Source organism: Pseudomonas sp. SG20056, from assembly GCF_031764535.1.
Lineage (GTDB): Bacteria > Pseudomonadota > Gammaproteobacteria > Pseudomonadales > Pseudomonadaceae > Aquipseudomonas.
Genome location: NZ_CP134499.1, coordinates 128,842 through 155,016 on the forward strand (window position 1 = coordinate 128,842; position 26,175 = coordinate 155,016).

Here is a 26,175-nt window from a genome sequence, read left to right on the forward strand (position 1 = left end):
AACTTCCCTCCCCCATAAGAAGTTTCGGGGTTTTTTTATGCCAGCCAACCAGCGCGTCAGTCAGGCGTCGACTTCTTCGTCATCCGGCAGGGCAAATTCGCCCAGCTGCATCCATTGCGCCAGTACCTCTTGAGCGTCTTCGATGCCGATGCGCTTAGGCGCAGAGAACAGCTGGATGCTCACGCGATCACCCCAGCCCTTGTGAATATCCTGACGCACTTTCAGTAAGGTGTTCTTCGCTGCGCCAAAGGCCAGCTTGTCAGCCTTGGTCAGCAGGATATGCATGGGCATTTCGCTGGCAACCGACCAATCCAGCATGAGGATATCGAACTCGGTCAGCGGCTTGCGGATGTCCATCATCAGCATCAGCCCACGCAGGCATTCGCGACTGCCCAAGTAGGCTTCCAGGTGTTTCTGCCAGTGCAGTTTCAGCGGAATTGGCACCTTGGCGTAGCCATAACCCGGCAGGTCGACCAGACGGCGCTCTTCATCCAGCTTGAAGAAGTTGAGCAGCTGGGTGCGTCCTGGCGTCTTCGAGGTACGTGCCAGGCTAGCGTGGGTCAGGGTATTCAGGGCGCTGGATTTACCGGCGTTGGAGCGCCCGGCAAAGGCCACTTCATGGCCGAAATCCTCCGGGCACTGGTCAACTTTGGCCGCGCTAATAAGGAAAGTAGCCTGTTGGCACAGGCCGATAATGGGGTTCTTGGCTTGCATCTGGATATCCGTGAGGGCGAGCGTAGGGTGGCGTTACAGGCGCGATGCCCTTGCGACATTTGCGCGCAGCCTGCCTGTTGGTGCATGGCGCGGCAAGCTGCGTCGTTTCCGTTTCAATGACGCCAGTATATAATGGCGCAGATTTTGTGTGCGCTTTCTCCCGCTGTTGGATAAGTGTTCACGGGAACGATTTAGATCATCTGCCCCTAGAAAGCAGTACGTTCCCCTCCCTGATGAGGTTGATCTGATGAAAAACTTGCTGATTGCAGCCAGTGTATTGATGCTGTCGTTGAGTGCTCAGGCTGCACAGGACCCAGAGGCCGTCTACGCGCGGGCTTGTGGTGTGTGCCACAACGGGGCGATCCCAACCGCGCCGCTGAAAGGCGACAAGGCTGCCTGGGAACCGCGCCTGGCCAAAGGCACCGATGCACTGGTACAGAGCGTCACCAATGGTTTGGGTGCCATGCCGCCACGTGGGTTGTGCATGGACTGCTCGGCCGAGGATTACCAAGCCGTCATCAAGTTGATGACCGAGTAAGCCCGGCTTATAAACTCTTTCTCTTAGCCGTAAATTGGATTAGCTGATGAACAAAGTACTCGTGAGTCTGCTGTTGACCCTGGGCATCACCGGCCTGGCACATGCCGCAGGCAATGCTGAAGCCGGTCAGGGTAAGGTTGTTGTGTGTGGTGCTTGCCATGCTGCCGATGGTAATAGCGCTGCGCCGAACTTCCCGAAACTAGCTGGTCAAGGCGAGCGTTACTTGCTCAAGCAGCTGAAGGACATCAAGTCCGGCGCCCGCCCTGTTGTGGAAATGACCGGTTTGCTGGATAACCTCAGCGATCAGGATCTGGAAGACATCTCCGCCTATTTCGCCAGCCAGCAGATGAGCGTTGGCGCAGCCGACCCAAAATTGGTCGAGCGTGGCGGCGAGCTGTTCCGCGGCGGCAAACTGGCTGAAGGCATGCCTGCTTGCACCGGTTGCCATTCGCCGAATGGCGCTGGCCTGGATGCCGCCGGTTACCCGCAACTGGGTGGTCAGCACGCAACCTATATTGCCAAGCAGCTGACCGACTTCCGCGAAGGCAACCGCACCAATGATGGCGACAGCATGATCATGCGTTCGATCGCAGCCAAGCTGAGCAACAAGGACATCGAAGCGGTATCCAGCTTTATCCAGGGTCTGCATTGATCCGCTAACACCGCGACATGTCGTAATGAAATAGGGTGGCTCAGGCCACCCTTTTTCGTTGTGGGCATCGCTACAATGCATGGAACCCCAGTTTGCCTCGCGGGTCGAACTTCGGTTCGTCATCACGCACCGTTTATAGCCAAGGAGTAACGCATGCGTAACCTGATTCTCAGTGCCACTCTCGTCACCGCCAGCCTGTTTGGCCTGAGCGCCCACGCCGAGCCAATCGAAGTAGGCAAACAGTATGTCGAGCTGAATAACCCTGTTGCGGTTGCCAAGCCCGGCAAGATCGAAGTGGTAGAGCTGTTCTGGTACGGCTGTGGCCATTGCTACAAGTTTGAAGAAACCATCAACCCGTGGATCGACACCCTGCCGGAAGATGTCAATTTCGTACGTATCCCAGCCATGTTCGGCGGCATGTGGAACGTCCACGGCCAGTTGTTTATCACCCTTGAGGCGATGAAGGCTGAGCACAAGGTGCATGCTGCAGTGTTCGACGCCATCCACGTGCAGGGCAAGAAGCTCGCCACCCCGGAAGAGATGGCCGACTTCCTGGCTGCCGAAGGCATCGACAAGGACGCCTTCCTCAAGACCTACAACTCCTTCGGCGTGAAGAGCCAGCTGGAAAAGGCCAAGAAACTGGCCATGGCTTACCAGATCACCGGCGTGCCGGTGATGATCGTCAACGGCAAATACCGTTTCGACATCAGCAGCTCGGGCGGCCCGCAGCAAACGCTGCAAGTGGCCGATCACCTGATCGCCAAAGAACGCGCCGCGCAGTAACTGGCGTGCGCGGATAACGCGTAATGCTCAGGCGCTGGCCGGCCAGACGGGCGATTGACCTGTGTGATCCACAGGTCAATCCACGTTGCGCGCCTGCCGGCGACTGGCCGCAGAATGGCAGCCTGCGGCTGCTCAGTTTCAACATTCAGGTCGGCATCAGCACCCAGCGTTATCACCACTACCTGACACGCAGCTGGCAGCATTTGCTGCCGCATGCTGGGCGCAGCGGCAATCTGCAACGGATTGGCGATCTGCTCGGTGATTTCGATCTGGTCGCCCTGCAGGAGGTCGATGGCGGCAGCCTGCGTTCGGGCTACGTCAATCAGGTCGAACACCTCGCGCACCTCGGCGCCTTCCCTTACTGGTACCAGCAACTCAACCGCAACCTTGGCCGTTTGGCCCAGCACAGCAATGGCGTACTCAGCCGTTTACGTCCCAGTTTGCTGGAAGATCACCCGCTGCCCGGCCCGCCGGGCCGTGGCGCGATGTTGCTGCGCATTGGTGAGGGGCCGGACGCGGTTGTCGTGGTGATGATGCACCTGTCCCTTGGTGCCCGTACGCGTACCCGTCAGCTGGCCTATATCCGCGAACTACTCAGTGACTATCGGCACATGGTGCTGATGGGCGATATGAATACGCATGCCAATGATCTGCTGCAGCATTCGCCGTTGCGCGACCTTGACCTGGTTGCTCCGCAGATAGAGGCGACCTTCCCCAGCTGGCGGCCGCAGCGCTGCCTTGACCACATTCTGCTCAGTCCAGGCCTGCCGCTGGAGCGCTGTGAGGTGTTGTCGCAGCCGATCTCCGATCACTTGCCGGTGGCGGTGCAAATTCGTCTGCCCACTTCACTGTATGGCCCCGCAGCGCCTATGCTGATTGAGCCCTGAACGTGGACTGTAATCATGACCGATGATGCCCAGCGCTGGAAAAGCAAGTACCTGGAAAGCCTGGAACAGCAAGAGAAACTCGAACGCAGCTGGGATGCCCGACTCGACCTGCTAAGACGCGGCTTGGTGCGCAGCTCGCTGGCTGCTGAAGGCAGTGACAAGTCGGTTGACCAGTGCATGCAGGAGCTGCGCGATATTCTGCGTCGCGACGATATCGATAGCGGTCTTTCGGCGCTGATACCGCGCCTGGAAAAGGCCGTGCTGGACTCGGAAAAGCGCCGGCAGGATCGCGTCGAGCAGAACATCTCTGGGGTCACCAGCCTGACCGATCAACTGCTTGCTCTGGAGCCGCCGCGCGAGGTGCGCAAGGCGCTCAAGCAATTTGCCAAACGCATTGAGGAACGTGCCAGCCAGCCGCGCGAGCTGCCGGCGCTGCTCAGTGAATTAAGTAGTCTGCAACAGCAAGCCCTGGCGGCGCTTGAGGCTGAACCCAGCCAGGCACGTCCGGGTTTTCTCCAGCGTCTGTTTGGCGGCAAGGAGGCTGCGAGTGGCAGCCCTGAGCCGGGCGAGCCGGTTTCGGCCGAAATGCTGCAACCAGCCACGTCTGCCCCAACTGTTATCGCTCAACCTGAAACCGCGCCACAGATTGCTGAAGTTTCGATAAGTCCGAGCAGTGCGGCGCCTGTGCCCGTAGCCGCTGCCACGCCATCCATCGAGCCAGAGCTGCAGCCGGCAGCGGCGACAGCAGTGCCCCGCCCCGTACTGGCGCCTGAAGCTGCTGCGTCAATCCAGGGCTCGGGAGATCCCGCCTACGCCCTGCCAGAGATACCCGAGCCGGGTTATAGCGCGGTTGCCCCGCATATCGGCGATAGTCTGATGGGGCTGCTCGATGAGCTGGAGTTGCCGGAGCGCCATCAGCCCCAGGGCGAGGCGTTGCGTCAACGCGTGCAGGGTGGCCTGAACTGGTATGAGCTGGTGTCGGTGCTGGATGATCTAGCGGTGCTGGTGCTGGCCGTTACCGACAGCGGTCAGCGCGAGTTTGCCAGTTACCTGAAGCAGCTCAACGAACGCCTGGCGTCGTTTCTTACCACCCTCAGCGAGGCCCATGAGGGCTATAGCGAATCGGTAGAAAGCGCGCGGACCTTTAATCAGGAATTGCGCGACCAGGTCAGTGGTCTGCAGGCCAGCGTGCAGGATGCGATTGATCTGCCGACCCTCAAGCAATCACTGGAGGCGCGCCTGGAGGGTTTGCTCAGCACGGTCAGCGAGCACCAGAAGCACCGTGACGGCCACGAGGAAGAAGTGGCGCAGCGCCTGCAAAGCTTGACCCAGAAGGTCGCGGAGATGGAGCAGGAAGCGCAGAGTTTCCGCGATAACCTCGAAGAGCAGCGCCAGAAGGCCCTGATCGACCCACTGACCGGCCTGCCCAATCGTGCGGGCTGGACTGAACGCCTGGAGCTGGAGATGGCGCGCTGGAAGCGCTACGGCGGTGAGTTGCTGCTGGCGGTGCTGGATATCGATCACTTCAAGCGGATCAATGACGGCTACGGCCACCTGGCCGGTGACAAGGTGTTGAAGATCATTGCCGGCGAGCTGGCCAAACGTTTGCGCAAGACTGACTTTATTGCCCGTTTTGGTGGTGAGGAATTTGTTCTGCTGATTCCTTCGACGCCCCTTGAGGGGGGGCGTCAGCTGCTGCAGACCTTGCTTGATGGTGTCGAGCAGTGCCCGTTTCACTTTCGCGGTGAGCGCGTGACCATCACCCTGTCGGCTGGCCTGACCGCCTTTGTTGGTGATGAGGGCAGCGACAAGGTGTTCGAGCGTGCCGATCAGGCGCTGTATCGTGCCAAGAGCGGCGGCCGCAATCGGGTCGAGCTGAGCTAGCTCGGCTCAGGCCACTGCATGCAGGTAGGGCGTCCAGCTCTCTGGAATGCTGTTCAGTTGCGGGTAACCGAGAGTACGCAGATGCCCGCCCGCGAGCAGAAAGGGCGTATGCCGCAGCGCTTGTGGCACATCACGCAGCTCCGGTAGCCAGAGGCTGACGTACTGCGCCTCGGGGTCGTATTCACGGGCCTGGCGCAGGGCATTGAACACCCGGTTGTGCCGTGGGTCGTTGCCTACGCCAGCCAGGTAAGCCCAGTTGCCCCAGTTGCTAGCCGGGTCGTAATCAATCAGATGCTCTTCGAACCAGGCCGCACCATGGCGCCAGTCCTGTTGCAGATCATTGATCAGGTAGCTGGCGACCACCTGCCTGCCGCGGTTGGACATAAATCCGGTAGCAGCCAGTTCGCGCATATTGGCATCCACCAGCGGCATTCCGGTGCGCCCGCGTGACCAATCCTGAAAGCGTTGATCCAGTTGCTGCGGCGCGCGTTCGGTGGCCTTCAGGCCGCCGGCCTTGAACAGTGCGCTGCCGTGGCGAAGCAGGGTCCAGCGGAAGAAATCACGCCAGAGCATTTCCACCCACAACCACTGGGTCGAGTCGTTGCGTTTGTACTGTGCCTCGTGGCGGCGTAGCTCGGCCACCACGCGCCGCGCGGACAGGCTGCCGTTGGCCAGCCAGGGCGAGAATTTCGATGAGTATTCGCTGCCGATCATGCCGTTGCGGGTGTCCTTGTACTGCCGCACGCCCTGGGTTTTCCACAGGTAGTCACGCAGCCGACCCAGCGCAGCAGGTTCGCCACCGGAGAATGGAAAGGCACTGGCCGGCACGCTGAGCGGTTCGCCCAGGCCCAGTTGTGACAGCGTCGGCAACGGTTGCATCAGCGCCAGTGCGCCATCCGGCAGCACTGGTAGACGATCCGGTGCATGGCGTGGCTGGAACACCTGCAGGCGTTCTTCCACCAGGCTACGAAAGCGGCTGAATACATGCGGCAGTTGCTCGATGCTGAACGGCAGTTCATCCGGGCGCAGCAGATTGTTGGCTGGCGCCTGTTGCAGGGGAATATCACCGAGGCGCCGAGCTACACGGGCCACCTGGGCGCGTTCATCGGGAGCGATTTCTTCCAGGGTCAGCACCTGGTTGAGGTTGAACTGGGTGACCAGTTGAGCAATTGCCTGTTCCGCCGAGCCGATCACCACCAGCAAGTGCGAGCCGCGCTGGCGCAATTCACCTTCCAGCGCCAACAGGCTTTCCAGCAGGAAGCGCGCGCGGTGTACGCCCATGCGGCGCATGCCGAATTCGTTGAGCTGCAGCAGCGCAGGGTCCAGTACATACACCGGCAGCAGGCATTCGGCCGTCAGGCCCGCCTGCAGGGCGGGGTGGTCATCAAGGCGTAAATCCTGTTTGAACCACAGTAGTGCGCGCATGGTGCTGATCTCCTAATCGATACAGAAGCTGTACAAAAATTCCATATTTGTACAGCTGTTAGTCTAGCAGCGCCAATTCGGTCTTGCCCAGGCAATAGACCAGCGTGGTTGTTCTGCCGGATCAAAGGCGTTTTCTACTGCCAGAGGCACTAAACTCTGCCGATCTGTTGAGGAGTAGCTATGGATATTTTCGGCATCGCCGCGTTGATCTTTCTGGTCACCGACCCCTTCGGCAATATCGCCATCTTTATCGCCGCACTGAAGAACGTGCCGGCCAAGCGTCGCCTGTGGGTTGCCGCGCGTGAGCTGGTGTTTGCTCTGGCACTGTTGCTGCTGTTTCTTACCTTTGGTGACAAAGTGCTCAGCGCCCTGGGCCTGTCGCGGGAGGCAACTGCGATTGCCGGCGGTATCATCCTGTTCGTGATCGCCATGCGCCTGATCTTCCCCGGCCCGCAAGGGGTGTTGGGTGATGTGCCGGATGGCGAGCCGATGCTGGTGCCATTGGCTACCCCAGCGGTGGCCGGCCCCTCAGCCCTGGCGGTGTTGATGACCTTGCGCAATACCCACGATGGGCCGCTCTGGGAACTCTATGCTGCCGTGTTCCTGGCCTGGGCGGCGACCGCATTTATTCTGTTGCAGGCCTCGTTGCTGCAGCGGTTTCTCGGACCTCGCGGGTTGACCGCAGTGGAGCGGCTGATGGGCATGCTGTTGATCATGCTCAGCGTCGATATGCTGCTGGATAACCTGCAAAGCGTGTTGCATATCAGCCCATGAAAGTTCTTTGCCTCAGTTTTTTACTTCTAGCGCTGGCCGGTTGCAGCAGCGGTTTACGCATCGACGACAGCCATACCGCCACTGGGCAGAACAGCCGCGTGCAGTACATCGTGCTGCACTACACCTCCACCGACATGGCGCGCTCGCTGCAATTGCTGACCGAGACCGACGTCAGCAGCCATTACCTGATCGGCGAAGCCCCGCCGACCATCTACCGCCTGGTCGATGAAAACCGTCGTGCCTGGCATGCCGGTGACAGCCAGTGGCAGGGACGTACCTGGCTTAATGGCACCACGATAGGCATCGAATTGGTTAACCAGGGCTTCTATGACACCCCCGCAGGCCGCTACTGGCAGCCGTTTGCCCCAGCGCAGATCGAGGCACTGATTGTGCTGCTCAAAGACATCATGCAGCGCCACCAGCTGCCGCCCGGCAGCATCCTGGCGCACAGCGATGTCGCGCCGCAGCGCAAGGTTGATCCCGGCCCGCTGTTCCCCTGGAAGCGTCTGGCTGACGCTGGCCTGATGCCTTGGCCGGATGCCACCGAGGTGGCGCGCGAGCAGGCACTGTTCAATGCCAGCCTGCCGAGCGTGCAGTGGTTCCAGGAGCAATTGATGCGACAGGGTTATGCCGTGCCGCTGCACGGTGAGCTGGATCAGGCCACGCGCAATGTCATCGCGGCTTTTCAGATGAAATACCGCCCGGCCCGCTATGACGGCGAACCGGATGCCCAGACGGCGGCGCTGCTGGTGGTACTGGCCGCAATGCTCTAAACCGAGGCCTGCAGCGTTGGTAATAAACAACCGCCGAAACAACGTATGTTTCGGCGGTTTTTTATGTGCGCATGTTCGTTTCTAGACTGTGTATTCGAGAATCGTTCTGGCGATGCTCTTTTGTCTGAAAATGTATACAAAGTTGTAGCCAAGACGCTTTTTGTTTGTCTACATTGCTCGCACAAGAACAAACAGCGAGTACCCCAGCATGACGACTTCACCTGTTACGCCGTCTTCCGCACAGCGCCCGGAAGACGAAAACCTTGGTATCGGTGCCAACCTCGCCTATGGCCTGCAACATGTACTGACCATGTATGGCGGCATCGTTGCGGTGCCCCTGATCATTGGTCAGGCCGCCGGTCTGTCACCCGCCGATATCGGCTTGCTGATTGCCGCCTCGCTGTTTGCCGGCGGCCTGGCGACCTTGCTGCAAACCCTCGGGCTTCCGTTCTTCGGCTCACAGCTGCCGCTGGTACAAGGTGTGTCCTTTGCCGGGGTGGCGACCATGATTGCGATCCTCGGCAGTGACGGTGCCGGCGGTCTGCCGGCGGTGTTCGGCGCGGTGATCGCGGCCTCGATTATCGGGCTGTTGATCACCCCGGTATTCTCGCGAATCACCAAATTCTTCCCGCCGCTGGTCAATGGCATTGTCATCACCGTCATCGGCCTGACCCTGATGCCGGTGGCGGCGCGCTGGGCCATGGGCGGCAACAGCGCCGCGGCGGATTTCGGCAGCATGGCCAATATCGGCCTGGCCGCGCTGACCCTGGTCACCGTGCTGCTGTTGAGCAAACTGGGCAGTTCGAGCATCTCGCGCCTGTCGATCCTGCTGGCCATGGTCATCGGCACCCTGGTAGCCGTGGCCCTGGGCATGGCGGATTTTTCCAAGGTGACTGAGGGGCCGATGGTGGCAATGCCCAGCCCGTTCCATTTCGGCATGCCGACCTTCCACGTCGCGGCCATTATTTCGATGCTGATCGTGATCATCGTCACCCTGGTGGAAACCTCGGCGGACATCCTCGCGGTCGGTGACATCATCGAAACCAAGGTCGACTCCAAACGCCTGGGCAATGGTCTGCGTGCGGACATGATCTCCAGCGTGTTTGCGCCGATCTTCGGCTCCTTCACCCAGAGCGCCTTTGCCCAGAACGTCGGCCTGGTGGCCGTGACCGGGGTGAAGAGCCGCTATGTGGTGGCCTCGGCCGGTCTGATTCTGGTGACCCTCGGCCTGCTGCCGGTGATGGGCCGTCTGGTTGCTGCCGTGCCCACGGCGGTGCTCGGCGGTGCGGGCGTGGTGCTGTTCGGCACCGTGGCGGCCAGCGGCATTCGCACCCTGTCCAAGGTGGATTACCGCAACAATATGAACCTGATCATCGTCGCCACTTCGATCGGTTTCGGCATGATCCCGATTGCTGCGCCGACCTTCTATCACCAATTCCCGGCCTGGTTCGAGACCATTTTCCATTCGGGTATCAGCTCGGCGGCGATCATGGCGATTCTGCTCAACCTGGCCTTCAACCACTTCAAGACGGGTAACTCGGACCAGCAGTCGGTATTCGTTGCCGGCCACGAGCGCACCCTGCGTTACCAGGACATTGCCGCACTCAACGATGGTGATTACTTCAAGGGCGGCAAGCTGTTCGACGCCGAGGGCAAGGAAGTGCCGCTGATCAAGGAAGCGTCAGGGCACTAGCCGGGCTGGTCACCACGTCATTAACGCGGCGTGGTGGCGATCAGGCGTGAGTCGGCCAGGGCGGCCGTGCGGTGTTCGGTGGCCGCGCGGTACTCCGGGTCGGCCAGCATGCTGAGAAAGGCCGCCTTGGAGGGGTAGCGCACCAATAGCAGCTCATCCCACTGCTCATCGGCCGGGGCAATCAGGGCCGCCTGCGCGGCGGCCATGACCTGCACCTCGCCGCCCACACCACGAACTTTACGCAGCGCCGTCTGGCTGTAGCGTGCATAGGCTTCGCGGCCGCTGCAGGGGGGGTGGCTGCTGCCGCTGGCATAGCTGGCCAGGGCCTGAAAGCGCAGCAGGTTGAGCATCAGCAGCGGTGTGTCATCCGCTACCTTGGCGGTGAATGCAGCCAGTTGGTCAGGACTGGGGTTGATGCTGGGCATGGCGGCGCTCCTCGTGAGTGGAACCCCCAGTGTCGGCATGCAGTGCTCAACAGGCAATCTGCATCAGCCTGGCTGATTGCATGCAATCGATGCGTTAGAGCCTGTGTTTAACCCAGCCGCTTGTGAGCAGATTTTTATACTGGCAGCGCCACATAAAACTGCGCACCTTGCCCTGCGCGTGAATGCACGCCGATCTGTCCGCCATGCAGCTGGATGATTTCCTTGCACAGCGCCAGGCCGAGGCCGGCGCCGCCTTTCTTGCGGCTGACCTGCACGAAGGGCTCGAAGATTCGCGCCTGCTGGCGATAGGGAATGCCCTCGCCGTTATCTTCCACACTGAGCACCACCCGATCATCCTGCTGCCGTGCCTGCAGGCGGATATGCCCGCCAGGGTGGCTGTGGCGCAGGGCGTTGCCAATCAGGTTGTCGAGCACCCGCTCGATCTGCAGCGGGTCGATCTGCACGTCCGGCAGTTCGCCGTGCACTTCACAAGCCATGCTGATCTGCAGGTCGGCGGCCTGGGCGGTAAAGCGTTGCTGGGTCTGTTGCAGCAGCGTGCCGAGGGCGCAGGCAGAGAGCTCCAGCGCCTGCAGGCCATTCTGGTAGCGCGAGAAATTCAGCAGGTCGTTGATCAGGCGCAGCAGGCGATGCATTTCCTCATCCACGGTAGTGAGCAGGTCGGCCTCACGGGATTCTGCGGCAAACTGCAGGCGCTCCTGCAGCAGGCCGAACGCCATCAGCATGCCGGTCACCGGTGTGCGCAGTTCGTGCGAGGCGCGCAGCACAAACTCGCTGCGCACCCGTTCGAAGGCGCGCTGCTCGGTGACATCGCGCAGCACCATCACCGCGCACATAAAGCGCCCTTCACTGTGATGGACGCCAGACAGGCTGTAAGCCAGCACACGCTGCTCGCCATCGACCTCGGTCTGCACATCGTCCAGTACCTCATCCAGGCTTTCGCCTTGCAGCACCTTGTGCAACTGCTCGGCCAGATCGGCGCGATTCAGGGCCACGTCGAGGGTCTGCCCGAGCTGCTCGGCACCCCAGCCCAGCTGGCGCAGGGCCACCGGATTGACGTGCTCGACCCGGCCGGCGCAATCGAAGATCAGCAGGCCGTCATCGATGCTGTCGAGCACCGCCTGCAGGCGTTGCTGCTCGGCCTGCAGGGCTTCGACATCACTGTTCTTGAACTCGCGCAGGGCCTCGGCCATCAGGCCGAAACGCTGGCTCAGGGCGGACATTTCTGCCACCGGGGTCAACGGCAGGGTGACCTGAAAATCGCCCTGGCCGATCTGATCGGCGGCCCGCGCCAATGCCTCGATGGGCCGGCCGAAGCGCTGGGCGATGTTGTGCGCGGTGACAAAGCCGATCACCAGCACCGCCAGACAGATCATGCCGAGCAGGCCGGCGATCAACCAGGCGCGCTCGCGTGCGCGGGCTTCTTCGTATGCGGCGGCGTCGACGTAGCGCGTTTGTACCGCATTGATGCGGTCACGCAGGGCTTCGATGGCGCGACCGAAGCTGTCATTGCGCAGCAACTCGCGGCGCACCGTCAGGGGTTTGGCCAGCAGGTCATCGAAGTTGGCGTAGGCGCGTTCGATCTCGGCTACCGCCTGACGGTCGCTGTCATCGGTGGCGCTTGCGGCGGCGCGCTGTAGCCAGAGCTTGAATTGCTCATCAGAGGCTTTCAGTGCCTCACGGTCGAGGTCCTCGGCGAGCAGCAAAATCACCTGTTTGCCGAGCTCCTGACGCAGGCCCAGGCTGGCATCGATGATCTGCAGGTTGCGGGTCATCGCCTGGCTCTGCACCTGGGTCAGTTGCAGCACGCTGAACATCCCCAGCAGCAGCCCGACGATGGCCACAGTGAGCAGCGCGCTGCTGCTGATAAACAGCCGGCTGCGCAAGTTCACAGGCTGAGCTGCTTACGTTTGCGGTACAGGGTCGAGGCGTCGATGCCGAGGGTTTTTGCCGCCTGGTCGAGGCTGTCGCTGTTGGCCATCACGGCGCTGATGTGGGCTTTTTCCAGGGCTTCCAGGCTTAGCTGGTCACCGATCTGCGGTGCGCACTGGCTGCTCGACGCGTTCAGCCCGAGGTGGCTGACCTGCACCAGTTCTTCGCTGCAGATGATGCTGGCGCGCTCAATCACGTTGCGCAGCTCGCGGATATTGCCCGGCCAGGCGTAGGTCAGCAGCGCCTCGCGGGCCTCGTCACTGAAGTTGCGGGCGGGGCGCGCATAGTCGACGACAAAGCGCGCGAGAAAACGCTCGGCCAGGTCGAGAATGTCCTCGCGCCGGTCGCGCAGCGGCGGCAGGGTCAGGGTGATGACGTTGAGGCGATACAGCAGGTCTTCGCGGAAACGGCCCTGCTGGACCATTTCATCGAGGTTGAGGTTGGTGGCCGCGAGAATCCGCACATCGGCCTGGCGAGTCACCGGGTCGCCGATGCGCTCGTATTGTTTGTCCTGAATAAAGCGCAGCAGCTTGGGCTGCAGCGCCAATGGGAAGTCACCGATCTCGTCGAGGAACAGGCTGCCGCCATCGGCCTGGTTGACCCGCCCCAGGGTGCTTTCGCTGGCACCGGTAAAGGCGCCGCGGTTATGCCCGAACAGCTCGCTTTCCATCAGCTCGGCGCTCAGCGACGGGCAGTTGATGGTGATGCAGGATTTCTTCGCGCGCTTGCTCCAGCGGTGAATGGCTTGCGCCAGCTCACCCTTGCCGGTGCCGGACTCGCCGAGAATCAGAATGTTGGCGTCGGTATCAGCCACCTGCTTGGCCGTCTGCAGCACCGCCATCAGCGCCGGGCTCTGCGAGTCGAGGCCATCGCCGGGCTTGCGCACATAGCCTTCCAGACGCTCCAGGCGTTCAACCAGTTGGCGCGCTTCCAGCTGTTTGGCGGCGGCCAGGCGCAGCTGCTCCGGGCTGCACGGCTTGACCAGATAATCCGCCGCACCGGCCTGGATGGCATCCACCGCAGTGTCCACCGCCGAGTGCGCGGTGACGATCACCACACGCATCCAGGGCGCCTGCAGACGCATCTGCGCCAGCACCTCCAGGCCGTCGTCGGCGCCCAGGCGCAGGTCGAGAAAGCACAGATCGAACACCTGACGCAGCAGCAGGGCATCGGCCTGTGCCGCGCTGCTCGCGGTACTCACCTGGTAACCCTGGTCTTCCAGGCAATAGCGGAAGGTGCGCAGGATGGCGCTCTCGTCATCCACCAGCAGAATGCGCCCCAGGCTGTGTTCTTCCGTGCTTGCGTGCATAGCCATCTCCTTCTTGTCTCGCACACAGTCATTGCGTGCACAGGGTTAGTCCGCGGCACGTCGTGCAAGTTGCACGGCTGTTCTGCGGTGATCATGCAAGCTGCAAGCTTTTCGCGTGCGGCAATCAATATTAAGTGACTGATTTATATAAGTTTATTGAGATATGAAAAGCTGGCATGCGGCTTGCGATCTATCAGTAACGACGGCGACAAACGGCCGTCTGCTTGATCGTTATCCATTGGAGGAACTGCCATGCATCAATTGAAAACTCTGGCCCTGGCCACTGCGACCGCCGGCCTGATCGGTCTGGCTCCTTTCGCTGCCTATGCTGCCGAGGGCGATGCCAGCCGCGAGCTGAGCGAGGCGCGCCAGGAAGGCTCGATCTGGACCGCGTTTGCCCTCAACCGCCACCTCAACCCCTTCACCATCGATGTGGATGTGGAGAACGGCAGCGCCAAGCTGACCGGTAAGGTGGAAACCGATGTTGAGCGCGACCTGGCCGAGCAGATTGCCCTGGGTATCGAAGGGGTGAAGAAGGTCGACAACCAGCTGACTCTGGACCCGGCCTTCGAAGCCAAGGCCAGCGCCGAGCCAAACCTGTCGCAGCGGTTTGACGACGCGACCCTGGTGGCCACGGTGAAATCCAAGTTGCTGTGGAACAGCAACACCGAAGGTCTGGACATCAACGTCAATGCGGCCAACGGCAAAGTCAGCCTGACCGGTAACGCGCAGAGCGCTGAAGCCAAGGAGCTGGCTGGTCGCTTGGCGGCCAACACCGATGGTGTGCGTGAAGTGAACAACCAGCTGAGCATCAGCGCCACCGACAGCACCGCTGCCAAGGCGCAGAACGCGGCTGATGACACCGCTGCAGTGATCAGCGATGCGTGGATCACCAGCAAGGTGAAATCCAGCTTTATCTACAGCCGCAACCTCGACGGTCTGGATATTTCAGTCGACACCCAGAAGGGCATGGTCAGCCTCAGCGGCAGCGTGCTGAGCAACGCCGAGAAGCAACTGGCGATTGAAACCGCGCGCAACATCCGTGGCGTGCGCGGTGTCGACGCCGATGCCCTGCGCATCGATAGCTAATTCATCCGGGCCGTGGCCATGCCGGTCGCGGCCTGTTGTTTGAGGCTGCCTTGCCAACGCGGCAGCCGCTACAACTCACAGGAGATCCACCATGACTGATAAAACAGAGCAACTTAACGAACTGATCGAAATCACCCGTGACGGCCAGCGCTTCTACCAGCACGCCCACGACGAAGTGAAGGACGTGCGCCTGCAGGTGCTGTTCCGCGACATGTCACAGAGCAAGAACGAGCTGATCCGCGCGTTGTCGGTAAAAGTTGCAGCCAATCAGGAAGTCCCGGCCAGCGGCGGCACCTTTGTCGGCAAGCTGCGTCAGGTTTACGCCGATACCAAGGCGACCCTGGCCAGCGACACCGAAGCCACCTACGTGGGTCAGCTGGAAGAAGCCGAAGACCGCATCCTGCATGCCTTCGAGGATGCGCTGGAAAGTGCCGAGCCGGACGTGCAGGCCCTGCTGACTGCAGAAATGCCGAAAGTGCGCGCCAACCATGACCGCATGCGCACCCTGAAACAGTCCATGCAGTAAGCCCGGTCCGGTGTGGTTTGCGCCACACCGGGTCATACCGCGCCGCGGCGCACACTGAGTAAACAAGGAGTATCGCCATGCTGAGTTGGGCCATTACCTTTCTGATTATCGCCATCATCGCTGCAGTTCTGGGCTTCGGTGGTATCGCCGGCACCGCCACGGGTATCGCGAAAATTCTCTTCGTGGTGTTTCTGGTGATGTTTATCGTCTCGTTCATCATGGGCCGCCGCCCACGTGGATAGCCGGTCGTTGAAAAACTACCTGCGTTGGCAATACCGCGTTAAAAGCGCCCTAGAAATGCTCATTTACAGCCGTAAACTCCGCTTTCTAGGTCGCTTTTGCCTTGTCTTGCCTGCCTCGCCTACGTTTTTCCAACGACCTTCTAGAGGAACCACCATGACCATCAAGACGCTGCTTGCCGCCCTGTTGCTGGGCGGCAGTGCGGCGGCTTTGGCCGCGGACACCGACGGCCAATTCCGCCTCAACGAACTGCTCGCCAGTGACCCTGCCTATCAAGAAAGCTGGCAGGAACTGGTGGAAGAGGAAAGCCGTCTGCCAGAGTGGGTGATCAATCTCAGCGGCATCGCCAGCCCCATGCAGGGCCTGGATGACGACGGCGACAAGTACCTGGTCGGCCAGCTGTGTGAGGAGAATAACTGCTTCAACCAGCGTCTCTACGTGGCCTTCAGCTGGGACAAGGACGACGCCTACGCCCTCTATGTGCAACTGCCCGAAGGCCTGCCGACGGACAAGGCACCCAGCCAGCACGCCACCCTGCGCTGGCTTGGCGAGCCGGACGAAGCGACTCAGCAGTTGCTGCAAGAGCAGCTGAGAAGTGACCCGAACTGGTACTAAGAGTCTATTTACGATCTGCTGCGCGTCGGCCCTGCTGCGTTAAAAACAGGCTCGGTAAGCCGCTTGCGGCTAACGCGCTTTAGCGCGGCCCGGAGGGCGAGTAGAACGAGTAATGCTCATGTACAACAGTACACTCCGCTTGATTCGCTGCGCTCACCCTACGGGCCAGCCGTTGGCTGTTACTCCGCTGCGCTTCGTTTCTCGCCTGTTTTTGCCTTGCAGGACTCTAGCTCGCAAGCTCGTAAAAAGACTCTCTCCATCTCCTTTGTATAAGCCGCTGTATAAGCCGCGCTATCATCCCGCCCATTGATCTGGGGGAGAGACGGCATGCTCAATTGGCTGTGGCTGGGGTTTTTCGTGGTGGCGGCCATTGCCGGCCTGTCGCGCTGGTTGCTCGGTGACGACCCGGCGGTGTTCGCTGCCATGGTCGAAAGCCTGTTTGCCATGGCCAAGTTGTCGGTCGAGGTCATGGTGCTGCTGTTCGGCACCCTGACCCTCTGGCTCGGGCTGTTGCGCATTGGCGAGAAAGCCGGCCTGGTCGATGCCTTGGCGCGCATGCTCGGCCCGCTGTTTGCGCGGTTGATGCCGGAAGTGCCGCGCGGCCATCCGGCCCTCGGCCTGATCACCATGAACTTCGCCGCCAATGGCCTGGGCCTGGATAACGCCGCCACGCCGATTGGCCTGAAAGCCATGCGCGCGCTGCAAACGCTCAACCCCAGTAGCACCATGGCGACTAATGCGCAGATTCTGTTTCTGGTGCTCAACGCCTCGTCGCTGACCCTGCTGCCGGTGACCATCTTTATGTACCGCGCCCAGCAAGGGGCGCCTGATCCCACTCTAGTGTTTCTGCCGATTTTGCTGGCCACCAGCGCGTCGACCCTGGTCGGTTTACTGTCAGTGGCGCTGATGCAGCGCCTGCGCCTGTGGGACCCGGTGGTGCTGGCGTACCTGATCCCCGGCGCGCTGCTGCTGGGCAGCTTTATGGCTGTGCTGGCGACCATGTCCGCCACGGCGCTGGCGGCCCTGTCGTCGCTGGCCGGCAACCTCACCCTGTTCGGCATCATCATGCTGTTTCTGCTGCTCGGCGCGCTGAAGAAGGTGGCGGTGTACGAGGAGTTTGTCGAAGGCGCGAAAGAAGGCTTCGACGTGGCCAAAAGCCTGCTGCCCTACTTGGTGGCGATGCTCTGTGCGATTGGCGTATTGCGTGCATCTGGTGCGCTGGAGTTCGGTCTGGATGGCATTCGCTGGCTGATTGAAGCGCTTGGCTGGGATACGCGTTTTGTCGAGGCGCTGCCCACCGCGCTGGTCAAGCCGTTTTCCGGCAGCGCGGCGCGCGCCATGCTGATCGAAACCATGCAGACCCACGGCGTCGACAGCTTTGCCGCGCTGGTGGCGGCGACCATCCAGGGCAGCACGGAAACCACCTTCTATGTACTGGCGGTGTATTTTGGCGCGGTCGGCATCCAGCGCGTGCGCCACGCCGTGGGTTGCGCGCTGCTGGCCGAGTTGGCCGGTGTGGTGGCGGCAATCTTCGTCTGCTACTGGTTCTTCGGCTAAGCATTTAGCTCCCCTCTCCCACATGTGGGAGAGGGGCTGGGGGAGAGGGTGAAAAAACACCAAGCCCTCTCCCTAACCCTCTCCCGTAAACGGGAGAGGGAATAAAAGGCACCCACCGCTAAGCCGCTACTCCACCACCTTAAAGCGCAGCACCCCAATCATCTGCCCCGCTTCGGTCAGCACCTGCACCTGCCAGCGGCCTATGGCGTCGGCGGGGAAGTTCTGTTTGTGGGTCCAAGCGCGGTAGCCTTCCTTGCGCCCGCCTTGAATATCCAGGGCAATGCGCTCGACTTCGCCGCCATCGCGGCGCCAGACGTGATAAATCCGCTCATTCAGCCCGCGCGGCGCACTGATCGAGGTATAGGCGAACAGGCCCTGGCTGCGCAGTTGCGCCACGCTCAATTCCTTGATGCTCTCGCCCGGCGCGCGGTTCTGGTTATCGAATTCACTGGTCACCGCCACCTCGGTCAGCCACAAGGTCGCCGGTGGCACCCAGGTGCGCGCCAGCCAGCCGCCTGCGCCGATGGCCAGGGTCATGCCGACCAAGAGCAGGCCGCGCCACCAGCGCTGCACGGTGATGATCGCGAACAGCGAAGGGAACGACAGCAATACCGCCGCCGCCAGGGCCAGCTGATAGCTCTGCGGGGTGGTCAGCTTGAAGATGATCGGCAGGGCGGTGAGCAGCACCGCGAACAGCGCCAGGGTGTGATAGGCGAGAAACAGCCAGCGCTTGGGCGCCAGCCAGCGGTAGTACAGCGGGTCGATGATCGAAATCAGCGCGGCGCTGGCCAGTAGGCCGCTGAACAGCAACTGGCCGCTGTTCCAGGTGGTGGTGATAAAGAAGAACGGCAAAACGAAAAACAGGCTCTCCTGGTGGATCATCTGCGTCGCATAGCGCAGCAGCGGCGGCGGCAACTCAAAGCCAAACCACTGGGCGATGCGCTCGCGCAGGATGTTTTCCAGAATCAGCCACAACCAGCTGACCAGCATCACCAGTGCCAACACCTGCGCCAGCCCGGCATGCCGCTCGACCAGCAGAAAGCTCGCCAACCCCGAGGCAAAGCCAAAGATCGCCACCATCCCCGGATTGCGCTGAATCAGGGCGATCAGTTTGAACACCTGTTGTTTCACTGCTTGCATGGGACGTCCGATTACTCCGACCACACGGCCAGACGATTACCACTGGGATCGCTGAACTCGAAGCGTCGCCCGCCAGGGAAACTGAAAATCGCTTGAGTGATCTGCCCACCGGCGGCAGCCACCTGGGCACACACGGCTTCCAGGTCCGCGGCATAGATCACCACCAGTGGCCCGCTACCCGCTGCACTGTCAGTGGTAAAGCCACCCGTCATGCGCCCATCGGTAAAGCTGCTGTAGTGCGGGCCGTAGTCGGTAAAGCGCCAGCCGAACACCTGTTGGTAAAACTGCTTGAGCAGCGGCAGGTCGACGGCGGCGAACTCGATGTAGTCGATACGCAGATTCTGTTCGGCTTGGCTCATGGCGGCATACCTGGGCGAATGGCGGGGCGCAGAGCATAGCGCGCCCCGCCGGCCAGGGCACACGCATCTGTCGCCTTTCGCCACGCAGTTTGGCCAGCCTTGCCACTGTCTCCCCGCAACGCGCTGGATAGCCTGCAATGGGTAAACACAGTCGGTGAAAACGCAGCGCCCGCTCCATGGGGCCGTGCTGCGTTATGGAGAGCTACATGCGCGTCTTGATCACAGGTGCAGCCGGTTATATCGGTCAGCAGCTGCTTAACCAGCTGGCTATTCAGCACCCGCAGTGGCTGCTGATTGCCGCCGATATTCGCCCGCAGAACCGCGCGGGGATGAAGCTGAATATCGAACCGGTGCTGCTCGATATCAGCCAGCCGGCGGCCGTGGAGGACTGCGTAGCGACCTGGCAGCCGCAGGCGATTGTTCACCTGGCTTCGGTGGTCACACCGCCGCCAGGCATGAGCGAAGCACAGCTGCATGCCATCGATGTTGGCGGCACCCAATCGCTGATCCAGGCAGCTGCGGCCCATGGCGTCGAACAGTTGATCGTCACCAGCTCCGGCGCCGCCTATGGCTATGACCCGCAGAATGCCGAGTGGCTGGATGAAGACCAGCCGCTACGCGGCCATGCACAGTTCGCCTATGCCAAGCACAAACTTGAAGTGGAGGTGCTGTTGGCCGAAGCCCGCGCGCAGCACCCGCACCTCAAGCAGCTGGTGCTGCGCCCCGGCACCATCCTCGGCAAACAGGTGAACAACCAGATCACCGAGCTGTTCAAAAAGCCGTCAGTGCTGGGTATTCGCGGCAGCGACAGCCGCTTCGTATTTATCTGGGATCAGGATGTGGTGGACATCATCAGCCGTGGCCTGCGCCAGCAGAGCGCCGGCATCTTCAACCTGGCCGGCGACGGCGCCCTGTCACTCAAGGAAATCGCCGAGCTGCTGGGCAAACCCTACCGGCCCTTGCCAGCCTGGCTGATCCGCGCCGCGTTGCGCGTGCTCAAACCCCTCGGCCTCAGCCCCTACGGCCCGGAGCAGGTGGATTTTCTGCGTTATCGCCCGGTGCTAAGCAATCGCCGGCTAAAACAGGACTTCGGCTTTAGCCCACGCTATAGCTCGCGCGAAGCGTTTCTGGCGTTTTTACGGGCGCAGGGGATTGAAGGGCAGGCTTGATTCTCGCTAGCGACTTGAACACACGTTAGGTTTCTTGAACACATTGGTTGGTATGCAGCGAGCTGTCTTTGCTTAAGCCACCGCCAACCACAAGGGCCGCGCTCAAGATCACGCAATTTTTAATTATGTATTGCCCTTCAAGAGTTAAGGCGTAAGGGAATTTTATAAAGCAGATTTCAGGCAATACAAATAACGGCAGGATAGTTCCGAACAACTGTAAGAACAGTAGGGTCAGGGCAATTCTCAGGAGTGGTCTAAAAAGCAGGCATATACCGATGGCAATCTCCCAGTACCCCAGGATAGGGATAAAGATGTCGGGAGGAAGCCAGGTTATTGTGTTGGTTATCAGATCATTTACTGGGCTCAAGCCAAGCGGTTTCAGCGCGCCGAGCCAAATAAATATGATTGATAAAGAATACTTCAGTAAAACTTGGCCGTGTTGATGCATCCATTCTGCAGCAATTTTGTCGCACCTTCCGAAGGTGAAGTTTCCTACTTTAAGTTCCATGTTGCTCCCTTGAAGATACTTAATAGATAGTTACTGGGCTTTCTGCTGCGCCCGATATTCACCCGGCGTTAGCCCGGTCCATTGGCGAAACGCGCGAAAGAACACGCTGGGTTCCGAATAGCCCAGCAGCAGGGCGATTTCTGCGGCGGGTAAATCGCCGGTGCTCAGGTGTTGTTCGGCCAGTTGCTGGCGGGTGTCGTTCAGCAGTTGCTGGTAGTTGCAGCCTTCATCGGCCAGGCGACGTTGCAGGGTGCGTTCGCTTAGGTGCAGGTGTCGCGCCAGCTCGCTGCGGTCCGGTTCGCCGCGCGCCAGTTGTTCGCCGAGCAAAGCCACCACGCGGGCGCTTAGCCCTTCGCTGGGCAGGCGCGCGAGCAGGGCTTCAGCATGCTGGCGCAGCAGGTTTTGCAGCGGCGGGTTGGCCTGGATCAGCGGCGCGCTGGCCAGGCTGCGCGGCAGGACGATGCCGTAATCACTGGCGGCAAACTGCAGCGGGCAGGCGAAGGTGGCGCGGTAGCTGTCCAGCGTCGGCGGTTCTGGGTGAACAAACTGCGCGCGCAGCAGCTGCCAGTTATCCAGCAGCGGATGCAGCATCTGTACCCAGCAGGCCATCAGCGCCAGCACGCGGGTGCGAGTGGCCGGCAGCTCGGGGTGCAGCGGGCGATACAGCAGTTGCAGCTCCTCGCCTTGTTCGCGCAGTTGTACTTCGCCGCCCTCGCCGACCAGACGCTGATAGCGCAGCCCGGCCGCCAGCGCGTCGCCCAAGGTCGGGCTACTCTGCAACAGGTAACCAAGTACGCTGAACGGCCCAGGGGCGAGGTTGCAACCCAGGGCCAGGCCGGGTTCGGCATGTTCGATGCGGCTGAGGTATTGCCACAATTGTTCCTGCGTGGCGAAAGGCACGCGGGCATCAGGATCGCTGAGCTGGCTGTCGTGCAGTTCGCAGGCGCTCATCAATTGGGCGCGATCAACGCCCAGGCGGCTGGCGGCATGCAGCACCGCGAGGGTGATGCTGGCGCTGACGGAGGTGTGTTGCGAGTCGAGTGTGTGCTTGGGCATGGCCTGATTCTGCCCAAAGCTGTGGCTTGGCGGTAGCGTTAAGACGTCTAGCTAAACACTTGGTTACTGGTGCAGCCGGGATTACTCCGTGCAACCTGTGGCTGAGCGGTTAGACTCTTGTCCTTCCGGGCGCACTCAAAAGGTGCGACCGGTTCAAAAATAAACAGAAAAGGAGAACTCCCATGAAAGGTAAATCCCTGGCATGGGCCCTGTCGGCTGCACTCGCAGGTATTACCCTGAGCAGCGCCGTACAGGCCGAAGAGAAATTCGTCACCATCGGCACCGGTGGTCAAACCGGCGTTTATTACGTCGCTGGTCAATCGATCTGCCGCTTCCTCAATCGCGGTGCTGCTGAACACGGCATCAAGTGCAACGCCCCAGCCAGTGGCGGTGGCGTGGCTAACGTCAACGGCATCCGCAGTGGCGAATTCAATTTCGGCATCATGCAGTCGGACCACCAGTTCAAGGCCATGAAGGGCGTTGCGCCGTTCGAGAAAGAAGGCGCCATGGAGGACATCCGTGCGGTGTTCTCGCTGCAGAGTGAGGTGTTCACCATCCTCGCCCGCCGTGATGCCAACATCGCCAGCTTCGATGACCTCAAAGGCAAGCGCGTAAACATCGGCAACCCAGGTTCCGGTCAGCGCGACACCCTGGAAGAGATCATGCAGGTCAAAGGCTGGGACCGTTCTGCGTTCTCCCTGGCGGCCGAGTTGAAGCCAGCTGAGCAGGCTTCTGCCCTGGGCGACAACAATATCGACGCGATGACCTACTTCGTTGGCCACCCTAACGGCGCCATCCAGGAAGCCACCACCACCACCGACGCGGTACTGGTACCGGTGACCGGTGCGGAAATCGACAAGCTGCTGGCTGCGAAGAGCTACTACACCAAGGCTGATATTCCAGGCGGCGTGTACAAGGGCAACGATGCGCCAACTCCGTCGATCGGCGGCAAAGCGGTGCTTTCCACCTCTGCCAAGGCCAGCCCGGACGTGGTTTACCAGCTGGTTAAGTCGGTATTCGACAACATTGATCGCTTCAAGCGCCTGCACCCTGCATTTGCCGACCTGAAAGAAGAAGACATGATCAAAGTCGGCCTCAGCGCTCCGCTGCACGAAGGCGCAGTGCGTTACTACAAAGAGCGTGGCTGGCTGTAAAAACCTGCTGACGATCTGCTGCGCGTCGGTCCTGCTGCGTTGAAAACAGGCTCGGAATGCTCATGTACAGCTCGTACACTCGGCTCCCTCGCCTGCTTGACCAGCCGGAGGCTGTTACTAACGTAGCGCCTTGCATGGCTCTAGCTCGCGAGATCGTAAACAGGTTTAAGACGGCCCACGCTGCCCGCCCAAACGGGCTAGTGTCTCTAGATAAGCAAACCCGCAGCTGCAAGGCTGCGGGTTTTGCCGTTTCCGTACTCTCGAATGCAGGTTCAACCCATGCATGACAAGCAACTGTCCACCGAAGAACTGATCGCCCAGGATGTCGGTGCGCGTACCCCGCTGGGGGCCATGGCGCAGGTGATCACCGGCCTGGCTCTGCTCTGGTCGCTGTTTCAACTGTGGATCGCCTCGCCGCTGCCGTTCGTGTTCGGCATTGGTGTATTCAATGACACCGAAACCCGCTCTATCCACCTGGCGTTTGCCCTGTTGCTGGCGTTTCTCGCCTACCCGGCTTTTCGCAAGTCACCGCGTGACCGCGTGCCGCTGCTGGATATCGCTCTAGGTCTGGTCGCTGCCGCCAGCGCCGCCTACCTGTTTATCTTCTACCAGCAGTTGGCCTTACGCCCCGGTAGCCTGACCACCGCAGACATGCTGACCGCGTGCATCGGCATCCCGTTGCTGCTGGAAGCTACCCGCCGAGTGCTCGGCCCGCCACTGGCGATCATCGCCCTGCTGTTCCTCGTCTACAGCCTGGCCGGGCCGTATATGCCGGGGATGCTGGCGCACCGTGGGGTCAGCTTCAATGCCATGGCCAACCACCAGTGGATCACCACCGAAGGGGTGTTCGGCATCGCCCTCGGCGTATCCACCAGTTTCGTGTTTCTCTTCGTGCTGTTTGGCGCCTTGCTCGAACGTGCGGGCGCGGGGCATTACTTTATTCAGCTGGCCTTCAGCATGCTCGGCCACTTCCGCGGTGGCCCGGCCAAGGCGGCCGTGGTGGCGTCGGGGCAATCTCCGGCTCGTCGATTGCCAACGTGGTGACCACCGGCACTTTCACCATTCCGATGATGAAGCGCACCGGCTTCTCGGCCGAGAAGGCCGGCGCGGTGGAAGTGGCGTCGTCGGTCAATGGCCAGATCATGCCGCCGGTGATGGGGGCAGCGGCCTTTCTGATGGTTGAGTACATCGGCATGCCCTATGTCGAGATCATCAAGCACGCCTTCCTGCCAGCGGCGATTTCCTATATCGCCCTGCTGTATATCGTCCATCTGGAAGCGCTGAAGCTCGGCCTGCAGCCAGTGGGCGGGCATCAGCCAAAGCCCTGGCTGCGCCGCCTGACCGGCTTCGCCTTTGGTGCGGCGCTGATCAGCGGCCTGTCGCTGGCGGTGTATTACGGCCTTGGCTGGCTCAAGCCGGCGCTGGGTGAATACGCCCTGCCGGGTATCGGCGCGCTGCTGGCGCTGGTCTACCTGGGGCTGTTGAAAATCGCCGCCAGCGTGCCGGTGCTGCCGGCTGAAGACCCTGACGCGCCGCTCGACAAACTGCCGCAAACCCGTGCCGTGTTGCTCTCCGGTCTGCACTTTCTGCTGCCGGTGGTGGTGCTGGTCTGGTGCCTGATGATCGAGCGTCTGTCCCCCGGCCTGTCGGCCTTCTGGGGCAGCGTGATGCTGGTGATCATCCTGCTGACCCAGCGCCCGTTGCTGACCTGGCTGCGCACCGATGGCATGCATGCCCACGGCTCGTTTATGGACGGTGTGATCGACCTGCGTGAAGGGCTGATTGCCGGTGCGCGCAATATGATTGGCATCGGTATTGCCACGGCGGCGGCGGGCATCATCGTCGGCGCGGTGTCGCAAACCGGGGTTGGCCTGGTGCTGGCCGATCTGGTCGAGCTGTTGTCGATGGGCAACCTGCTGCTGATGCTGGTGCTGACGGCGATCTTCAGCCTGGTGCTGGGCATGGGCCTGCCAACCACGGCCAACTACATCGTGGTATCCAGCCTGCTGGTGCCGGTGATCGTCACCCTCGGCCAGCAGAACGGCCTGATCGTGCCGCTGATCGCGGTGCACCTGTTCGTCTTCTACTTCGGCATCATGGCCGACGTAACACCGCCGGTAGGCCTGGCTTCGTTCGCGGCAGCGGCAGTGTCCAAGGGCGACCCGATCAGTACCGGGATTCAGGCCTTCTACTACAGCCTGCGCACAGCGGTGTTGCCGTTCCTGTTTATCTTCAACACCGACCTGCTGCTGATCGACGTGGATTTCTGGCATGGGGTGCTGATCTTTATCATCGCCACCGTTGCCATGCTGATCTTCGCGGCCGGCAGTCAGGGTTACTTCCTGGTGCGCAGCCGCTGGTACGAGAACGTGCTGCTGCTGCTGGTGGCCTTCACCCTGTTCCGTCCGGGTTTCTGGATGGACATCGTGCACGACCCTTACCGCGATATTCCGCCGGCACAACTGGCCCAGGCCCTGGGTGATGTAGCCGATGGCAGCCAGCTGCGTTTACGTATTAAAGGTGAGGATGCGGTCGGCGATGCCCGCGAATTCAGCCTGCTGCTGCCGGTGCCGGAAGGCGCTACGGGTGAAGAGCGCCTGGAGAAGCTCGGCCTGCTGACCTATGAAGAGGGCGGCAAGGTGCTGGTCGACAGCGTCACCTTCGGCAGCCCGGCGGCTGAAGCGGGCCTGGAGTTCGATCAGGAAATTCTCAAGGTCCGCGCGCCAACGGATCGCTGGACCAAGGAGCTGATGTGGATTCCAGGCTTCCTGCTGTTCGCCCTGGTGGTCTGGTTGCAGCGTCGCCGGCGGGCTAACGGTACGGCTTGAGTTGAGCCTGACGCCCCTCCCGCTGCGCAGCTTGTTGCGCAGCGGGCTGTTGATAAGTCTCTGGGGATCAGGCTGTAGGCCTTGTAGCCATTGGCTTTGAGCGTGCTGCGCAGAAAACTGCGCAGCC

General features: G+C 61.1%; 24 protein-coding genes and 1 pseudogene. 16 read left to right on the forward strand and 9 right to left on the reverse strand.

Annotated features, from left to right (window positions below; all coding sequences use genetic code 11):
* Window positions 1-60: 60 nt before the first annotated feature.
* A complete protein-coding gene (gene yihA / locus RHP75_RS00590; RefSeq protein ID WP_170050115.1) occupies window positions 61-714 on the reverse strand; it encodes a ribosome biogenesis GTP-binding protein YihA/YsxC in 654 nt (217 codons plus the stop codon).
* Between the two features lie 247 nt (window positions 715-961).
* Here yihA and RHP75_RS00595 point away from each other — a divergent pair, with 247 nt between their 5' ends.
* The 5 genes from RHP75_RS00595 (at window position 962) to RHP75_RS00615 (ending at window position 5,458) form a co-directional block, all read left to right on the forward strand.
* Window positions 962-1,252, forward strand: a complete 291-nt coding sequence (locus tag RHP75_RS00595; RefSeq protein WP_304865831.1) for a cytochrome c5 family protein — start codon at window positions 962-964, stop codon at window positions 1,250-1,252.
* A gap of 46 nt (window positions 1,253-1,298) precedes the next feature.
* Entirely contained in the window at window positions 1,299-1,904 is a 606-nt protein-coding gene (locus RHP75_RS00600; protein WP_090378999.1) for a cytochrome c, read from the forward strand.
* 153 nt (window positions 1,905-2,057) lie between these two features.
* Complete coding sequence (locus tag RHP75_RS00605) at window positions 2,058-2,687, forward strand: thiol:disulfide interchange protein DsbA/DsbL (RefSeq protein WP_311090011.1); 630 nt, start codon at window positions 2,058-2,060, stop codon at window positions 2,685-2,687.
* Window positions 2,688-2,710: 23 nt separating this feature from the next.
* Entirely contained in the window at window positions 2,711-3,574 is an 864-nt protein-coding gene (locus tag RHP75_RS00610; protein WP_311090012.1) for an endonuclease/exonuclease/phosphatase family protein, read from the forward strand.
* A gap of 15 nt (window positions 3,575-3,589) precedes the next feature.
* Entirely contained in the window at window positions 3,590-5,458 is a 1,869-nt protein-coding gene (locus RHP75_RS00615; RefSeq protein WP_311090013.1) for a diguanylate cyclase, read from the forward strand.
* A gap of 6 nt (window positions 5,459-5,464) precedes the next feature.
* Here RHP75_RS00615 and RHP75_RS00620 read toward each other — a convergent pair whose 3' ends face one another.
* Window positions 5,465-6,883, reverse strand: coding sequence for a DASH family cryptochrome (locus tag RHP75_RS00620; protein ID WP_311090014.1), 1,419 nt, complete (start codon window positions 6,881-6,883; stop codon window positions 5,465-5,467).
* A gap of 180 nt (window positions 6,884-7,063) precedes the next feature.
* On the opposite strand from RHP75_RS00620, the gene RHP75_RS00625 reads away from it, so the two are divergent.
* From RHP75_RS00625 to RHP75_RS00635, 3 genes are all read left to right on the forward strand, one after another.
* Window positions 7,064-7,657 carry a MarC family protein gene (locus RHP75_RS00625; protein WP_311090015.1) on the forward strand — a complete coding sequence of 198 codons (594 nt, stop codon included), beginning with the start codon at window positions 7,064-7,066 and terminating at the stop codon, window positions 7,655-7,657.
* Window positions 7,654-8,430, forward strand: a complete 777-nt coding sequence (locus tag RHP75_RS00630) for an N-acetylmuramoyl-L-alanine amidase (protein ID WP_311090016.1) — start codon at window positions 7,654-7,656, stop codon at window positions 8,428-8,430. Before RHP75_RS00625 ends, RHP75_RS00630 begins: the two co-directional genes overlap by 4 nt.
* A 208-nt stretch (window positions 8,431-8,638) precedes the next feature.
* The gene (locus RHP75_RS00635; protein WP_311090017.1) at window positions 8,639-10,123 is read left to right on the forward strand and encodes a nucleobase:cation symporter-2 family protein; all 1,485 of its coding nucleotides are present in this window, start codon (window positions 8,639-8,641) and stop codon (window positions 10,121-10,123) included.
* A 20-nt stretch (window positions 10,124-10,143) separates the two neighbouring features.
* Here RHP75_RS00635 and RHP75_RS00640 read toward each other — a convergent pair whose 3' ends face one another.
* From RHP75_RS00640 to algB, 3 genes are all read right to left on the reverse strand, one after another.
* Complete coding sequence (locus RHP75_RS00640; protein WP_311090018.1) at window positions 10,144-10,548, reverse strand: DUF1330 domain-containing protein; 405 nt, start codon at window positions 10,546-10,548, stop codon at window positions 10,144-10,146.
* A 134-nt stretch (window positions 10,549-10,682) separates the two neighbouring features.
* Window positions 10,683-12,458 carry a KinB sensor domain-containing domain gene (locus tag RHP75_RS00645; protein ID WP_311090019.1) on the reverse strand — a complete coding sequence of 592 codons (1,776 nt, stop codon included), beginning with the start codon at window positions 12,456-12,458 and terminating at the stop codon, window positions 10,683-10,685.
* The gene (gene algB / locus RHP75_RS00650; protein WP_311090020.1) at window positions 12,455-13,807 is read right to left on the reverse strand and encodes a sigma-54-dependent response regulator transcription factor AlgB; all 1,353 of its coding nucleotides are present in this window, start codon (window positions 13,805-13,807) and stop codon (window positions 12,455-12,457) included. The genes RHP75_RS00645 and algB overlap by 4 nt, the downstream gene beginning before the upstream one ends.
* Before the next feature lie 252 nt (window positions 13,808-14,059).
* On the opposite strand from algB, the gene RHP75_RS00655 reads away from it, so the two are divergent.
* The 5 genes from RHP75_RS00655 to RHP75_RS00675 all read left to right on the forward strand — a co-directional run bounded on the left by RHP75_RS00655 (window position 14,060) and on the right by RHP75_RS00675 (window position 17,834).
* Entirely contained in the window at window positions 14,060-14,896 is an 837-nt protein-coding gene (locus RHP75_RS00655) for a BON domain-containing protein (protein ID WP_311090021.1), read from the forward strand.
* Window positions 14,897-14,987: 91 nt separating this feature from the next.
* A complete protein-coding gene (locus RHP75_RS00660; protein ID WP_311090022.1) occupies window positions 14,988-15,422 on the forward strand; it encodes a PA2169 family four-helix-bundle protein in 435 nt (144 codons plus the stop codon).
* Window positions 15,423-15,499: 77 nt separating this feature from the next.
* Window positions 15,500-15,664: a DUF1328 domain-containing protein gene (locus RHP75_RS00665; RefSeq protein ID WP_090379030.1), complete on the forward strand. Its 165-nt coding sequence runs from the start codon at window positions 15,500-15,502 to the stop codon at window positions 15,662-15,664.
* Window positions 15,665-15,818: 154 nt separating this feature from the next.
* Window positions 15,819-16,277: an inhibitor of vertebrate lysozyme family protein gene (locus tag RHP75_RS00670; protein WP_311090023.1), complete on the forward strand. Its 459-nt coding sequence runs from the start codon at window positions 15,819-15,821 to the stop codon at window positions 16,275-16,277.
* A 327-nt stretch (window positions 16,278-16,604) separates the two neighbouring features.
* The gene (locus RHP75_RS00675) at window positions 16,605-17,834 is read left to right on the forward strand and encodes a nucleoside recognition domain-containing protein (RefSeq protein ID WP_311090024.1); all 1,230 of its coding nucleotides are present in this window, start codon (window positions 16,605-16,607) and stop codon (window positions 17,832-17,834) included.
* Window positions 17,835-17,960: 126 nt separating this feature from the next.
* Here the strand turns inward: RHP75_RS00675 and RHP75_RS00680 are convergent, their stop codons facing one another.
* A complete protein-coding gene (locus RHP75_RS00680; protein ID WP_311090025.1) occupies window positions 17,961-18,974 on the reverse strand; it encodes a DUF5924 family protein in 1,014 nt (337 codons plus the stop codon).
* Window positions 18,975-18,985: 11 nt separating this feature from the next.
* Window positions 18,986-19,333, reverse strand: coding sequence for a VOC family protein (locus RHP75_RS00685; protein ID WP_311090026.1), 348 nt, complete (start codon window positions 19,331-19,333; stop codon window positions 18,986-18,988).
* A gap of 206 nt (window positions 19,334-19,539) precedes the next feature.
* Between RHP75_RS00685 and RHP75_RS00690 the strand changes: the two genes are divergently transcribed.
* Window positions 19,540-20,502 carry an SDR family oxidoreductase gene (locus RHP75_RS00690; RefSeq protein ID WP_311090027.1) on the forward strand — a complete coding sequence of 321 codons (963 nt, stop codon included), beginning with the start codon at window positions 19,540-19,542 and terminating at the stop codon, window positions 20,500-20,502.
* A gap of 25 nt (window positions 20,503-20,527) precedes the next feature.
* On the opposite strand, the gene RHP75_RS00695 is transcribed toward RHP75_RS00690, so the two are convergent.
* Together RHP75_RS00695 and RHP75_RS00700 are read right to left on the reverse strand one after the other, a co-directional pair.
* Complete coding sequence (locus RHP75_RS00695) at window positions 20,528-21,010, reverse strand: hypothetical protein (protein ID WP_311090028.1); 483 nt, start codon at window positions 21,008-21,010, stop codon at window positions 20,528-20,530.
* Window positions 21,011-21,040: 30 nt separating this feature from the next.
* Window positions 21,041-22,066 carry an AraC family transcriptional regulator gene (locus tag RHP75_RS00700; RefSeq protein WP_311090029.1) on the reverse strand — a complete coding sequence of 342 codons (1,026 nt, stop codon included), beginning with the start codon at window positions 22,064-22,066 and terminating at the stop codon, window positions 21,041-21,043.
* Between the two features lie 182 nt (window positions 22,067-22,248).
* Between RHP75_RS00700 and RHP75_RS00705 the strand changes: the two genes are divergently transcribed.
* Both RHP75_RS00705 and RHP75_RS00710 read left to right on the forward strand, forming a co-directional pair.
* Window positions 22,249-23,220: a TAXI family TRAP transporter solute-binding subunit gene (locus RHP75_RS00705; protein ID WP_311090030.1), complete on the forward strand. Its 972-nt coding sequence runs from the start codon at window positions 22,249-22,251 to the stop codon at window positions 23,218-23,220.
* A gap of 279 nt (window positions 23,221-23,499) precedes the next feature.
* Window positions 23,500-26,048 (forward strand): annotated as a pseudogene (locus RHP75_RS00710) (TRAP transporter permease).
* Window positions 26,049-26,175: the final 127 nt, after the last annotated feature.

Excerpts from the sequence above, each read along its gene's own strand:
- RHP75_RS00605 (WP_311090011.1), top strand. The coding sequence starts at position 2,058 with ATGCGTAACCTGATTCTCAGTGCCACTCTCGTCACCGCCAGCCTGTTT.
- RHP75_RS00690 (WP_311090027.1), top strand. The coding sequence starts at position 19,540 with ATGCGCGTCTTGATCACAGGTGCAGCCGGTTATATCGGTCAGCAGCTG.
- RHP75_RS00700 (WP_311090029.1), bottom strand. The coding sequence starts at position 22,066 with ATGCCCAAGCACACACTCGACTCGCAACACACCTCCGTCAGCGCCAGC.
- RHP75_RS00695 (WP_311090028.1), bottom strand. The coding sequence starts at position 21,010 with ATGGAACTTAAAGTAGGAAACTTCACCTTCGGAAGGTGCGACAAAATT.
- RHP75_RS00625 (WP_311090015.1), top strand. The coding sequence starts at position 7,064 with ATGGATATTTTCGGCATCGCCGCGTTGATCTTTCTGGTCACCGACCCC.
- RHP75_RS00705 (WP_311090030.1), top strand. The coding sequence starts at position 22,249 with ATGAAAGGTAAATCCCTGGCATGGGCCCTGTCGGCTGCACTCGCAGGT.
- RHP75_RS00680 (WP_311090025.1), bottom strand. The coding sequence starts at position 18,974 with ATGCAAGCAGTGAAACAACAGGTGTTCAAACTGATCGCCCTGATTCAG.
- RHP75_RS00665 (WP_090379030.1), top strand. The coding sequence starts at position 15,500 with ATGCTGAGTTGGGCCATTACCTTTCTGATTATCGCCATCATCGCTGCA.
- RHP75_RS00670 (WP_311090023.1), top strand. The coding sequence starts at position 15,819 with ATGACCATCAAGACGCTGCTTGCCGCCCTGTTGCTGGGCGGCAGTGCG.
- RHP75_RS00685 (WP_311090026.1), bottom strand. The coding sequence starts at position 19,333 with ATGAGCCAAGCCGAACAGAATCTGCGTATCGACTACATCGAGTTCGCC.
- RHP75_RS00660 (WP_311090022.1), top strand. The coding sequence starts at position 14,988 with ATGACTGATAAAACAGAGCAACTTAACGAACTGATCGAAATCACCCGT.
- RHP75_RS00600 (WP_090378999.1), top strand. The coding sequence starts at position 1,299 with ATGAACAAAGTACTCGTGAGTCTGCTGTTGACCCTGGGCATCACCGGC.
- yihA (WP_170050115.1), bottom strand. The coding sequence starts at position 714 with ATGCAAGCCAAGAACCCCATTATCGGCCTGTGCCAACAGGCTACTTTC.
- RHP75_RS00620 (WP_311090014.1), bottom strand. The coding sequence starts at position 6,883 with ATGCGCGCACTACTGTGGTTCAAACAGGATTTACGCCTTGATGACCAC.
- RHP75_RS00675 (WP_311090024.1), top strand. The coding sequence starts at position 16,605 with ATGCTCAATTGGCTGTGGCTGGGGTTTTTCGTGGTGGCGGCCATTGCC.
- RHP75_RS00595 (WP_304865831.1), top strand. The coding sequence starts at position 962 with ATGAAAAACTTGCTGATTGCAGCCAGTGTATTGATGCTGTCGTTGAGT.
- RHP75_RS00635 (WP_311090017.1), top strand. The coding sequence starts at position 8,639 with ATGACGACTTCACCTGTTACGCCGTCTTCCGCACAGCGCCCGGAAGAC.
- RHP75_RS00630 (WP_311090016.1), top strand. The coding sequence starts at position 7,654 with ATGAAAGTTCTTTGCCTCAGTTTTTTACTTCTAGCGCTGGCCGGTTGC.
- algB (WP_311090020.1), bottom strand. The coding sequence starts at position 13,807 with ATGCACGCAAGCACGGAAGAACACAGCCTGGGGCGCATTCTGCTGGTG.
- RHP75_RS00640 (WP_311090018.1), bottom strand. The coding sequence starts at position 10,548 with ATGCCCAGCATCAACCCCAGTCCTGACCAACTGGCTGCATTCACCGCC.
- RHP75_RS00615 (WP_311090013.1), top strand. The coding sequence starts at position 3,590 with ATGACCGATGATGCCCAGCGCTGGAAAAGCAAGTACCTGGAAAGCCTG.
- RHP75_RS00655 (WP_311090021.1), top strand. The coding sequence starts at position 14,060 with ATGCATCAATTGAAAACTCTGGCCCTGGCCACTGCGACCGCCGGCCTG.
- RHP75_RS00610 (WP_311090012.1), top strand. The coding sequence starts at position 2,711 with ATGCTCAGGCGCTGGCCGGCCAGACGGGCGATTGACCTGTGTGATCCA.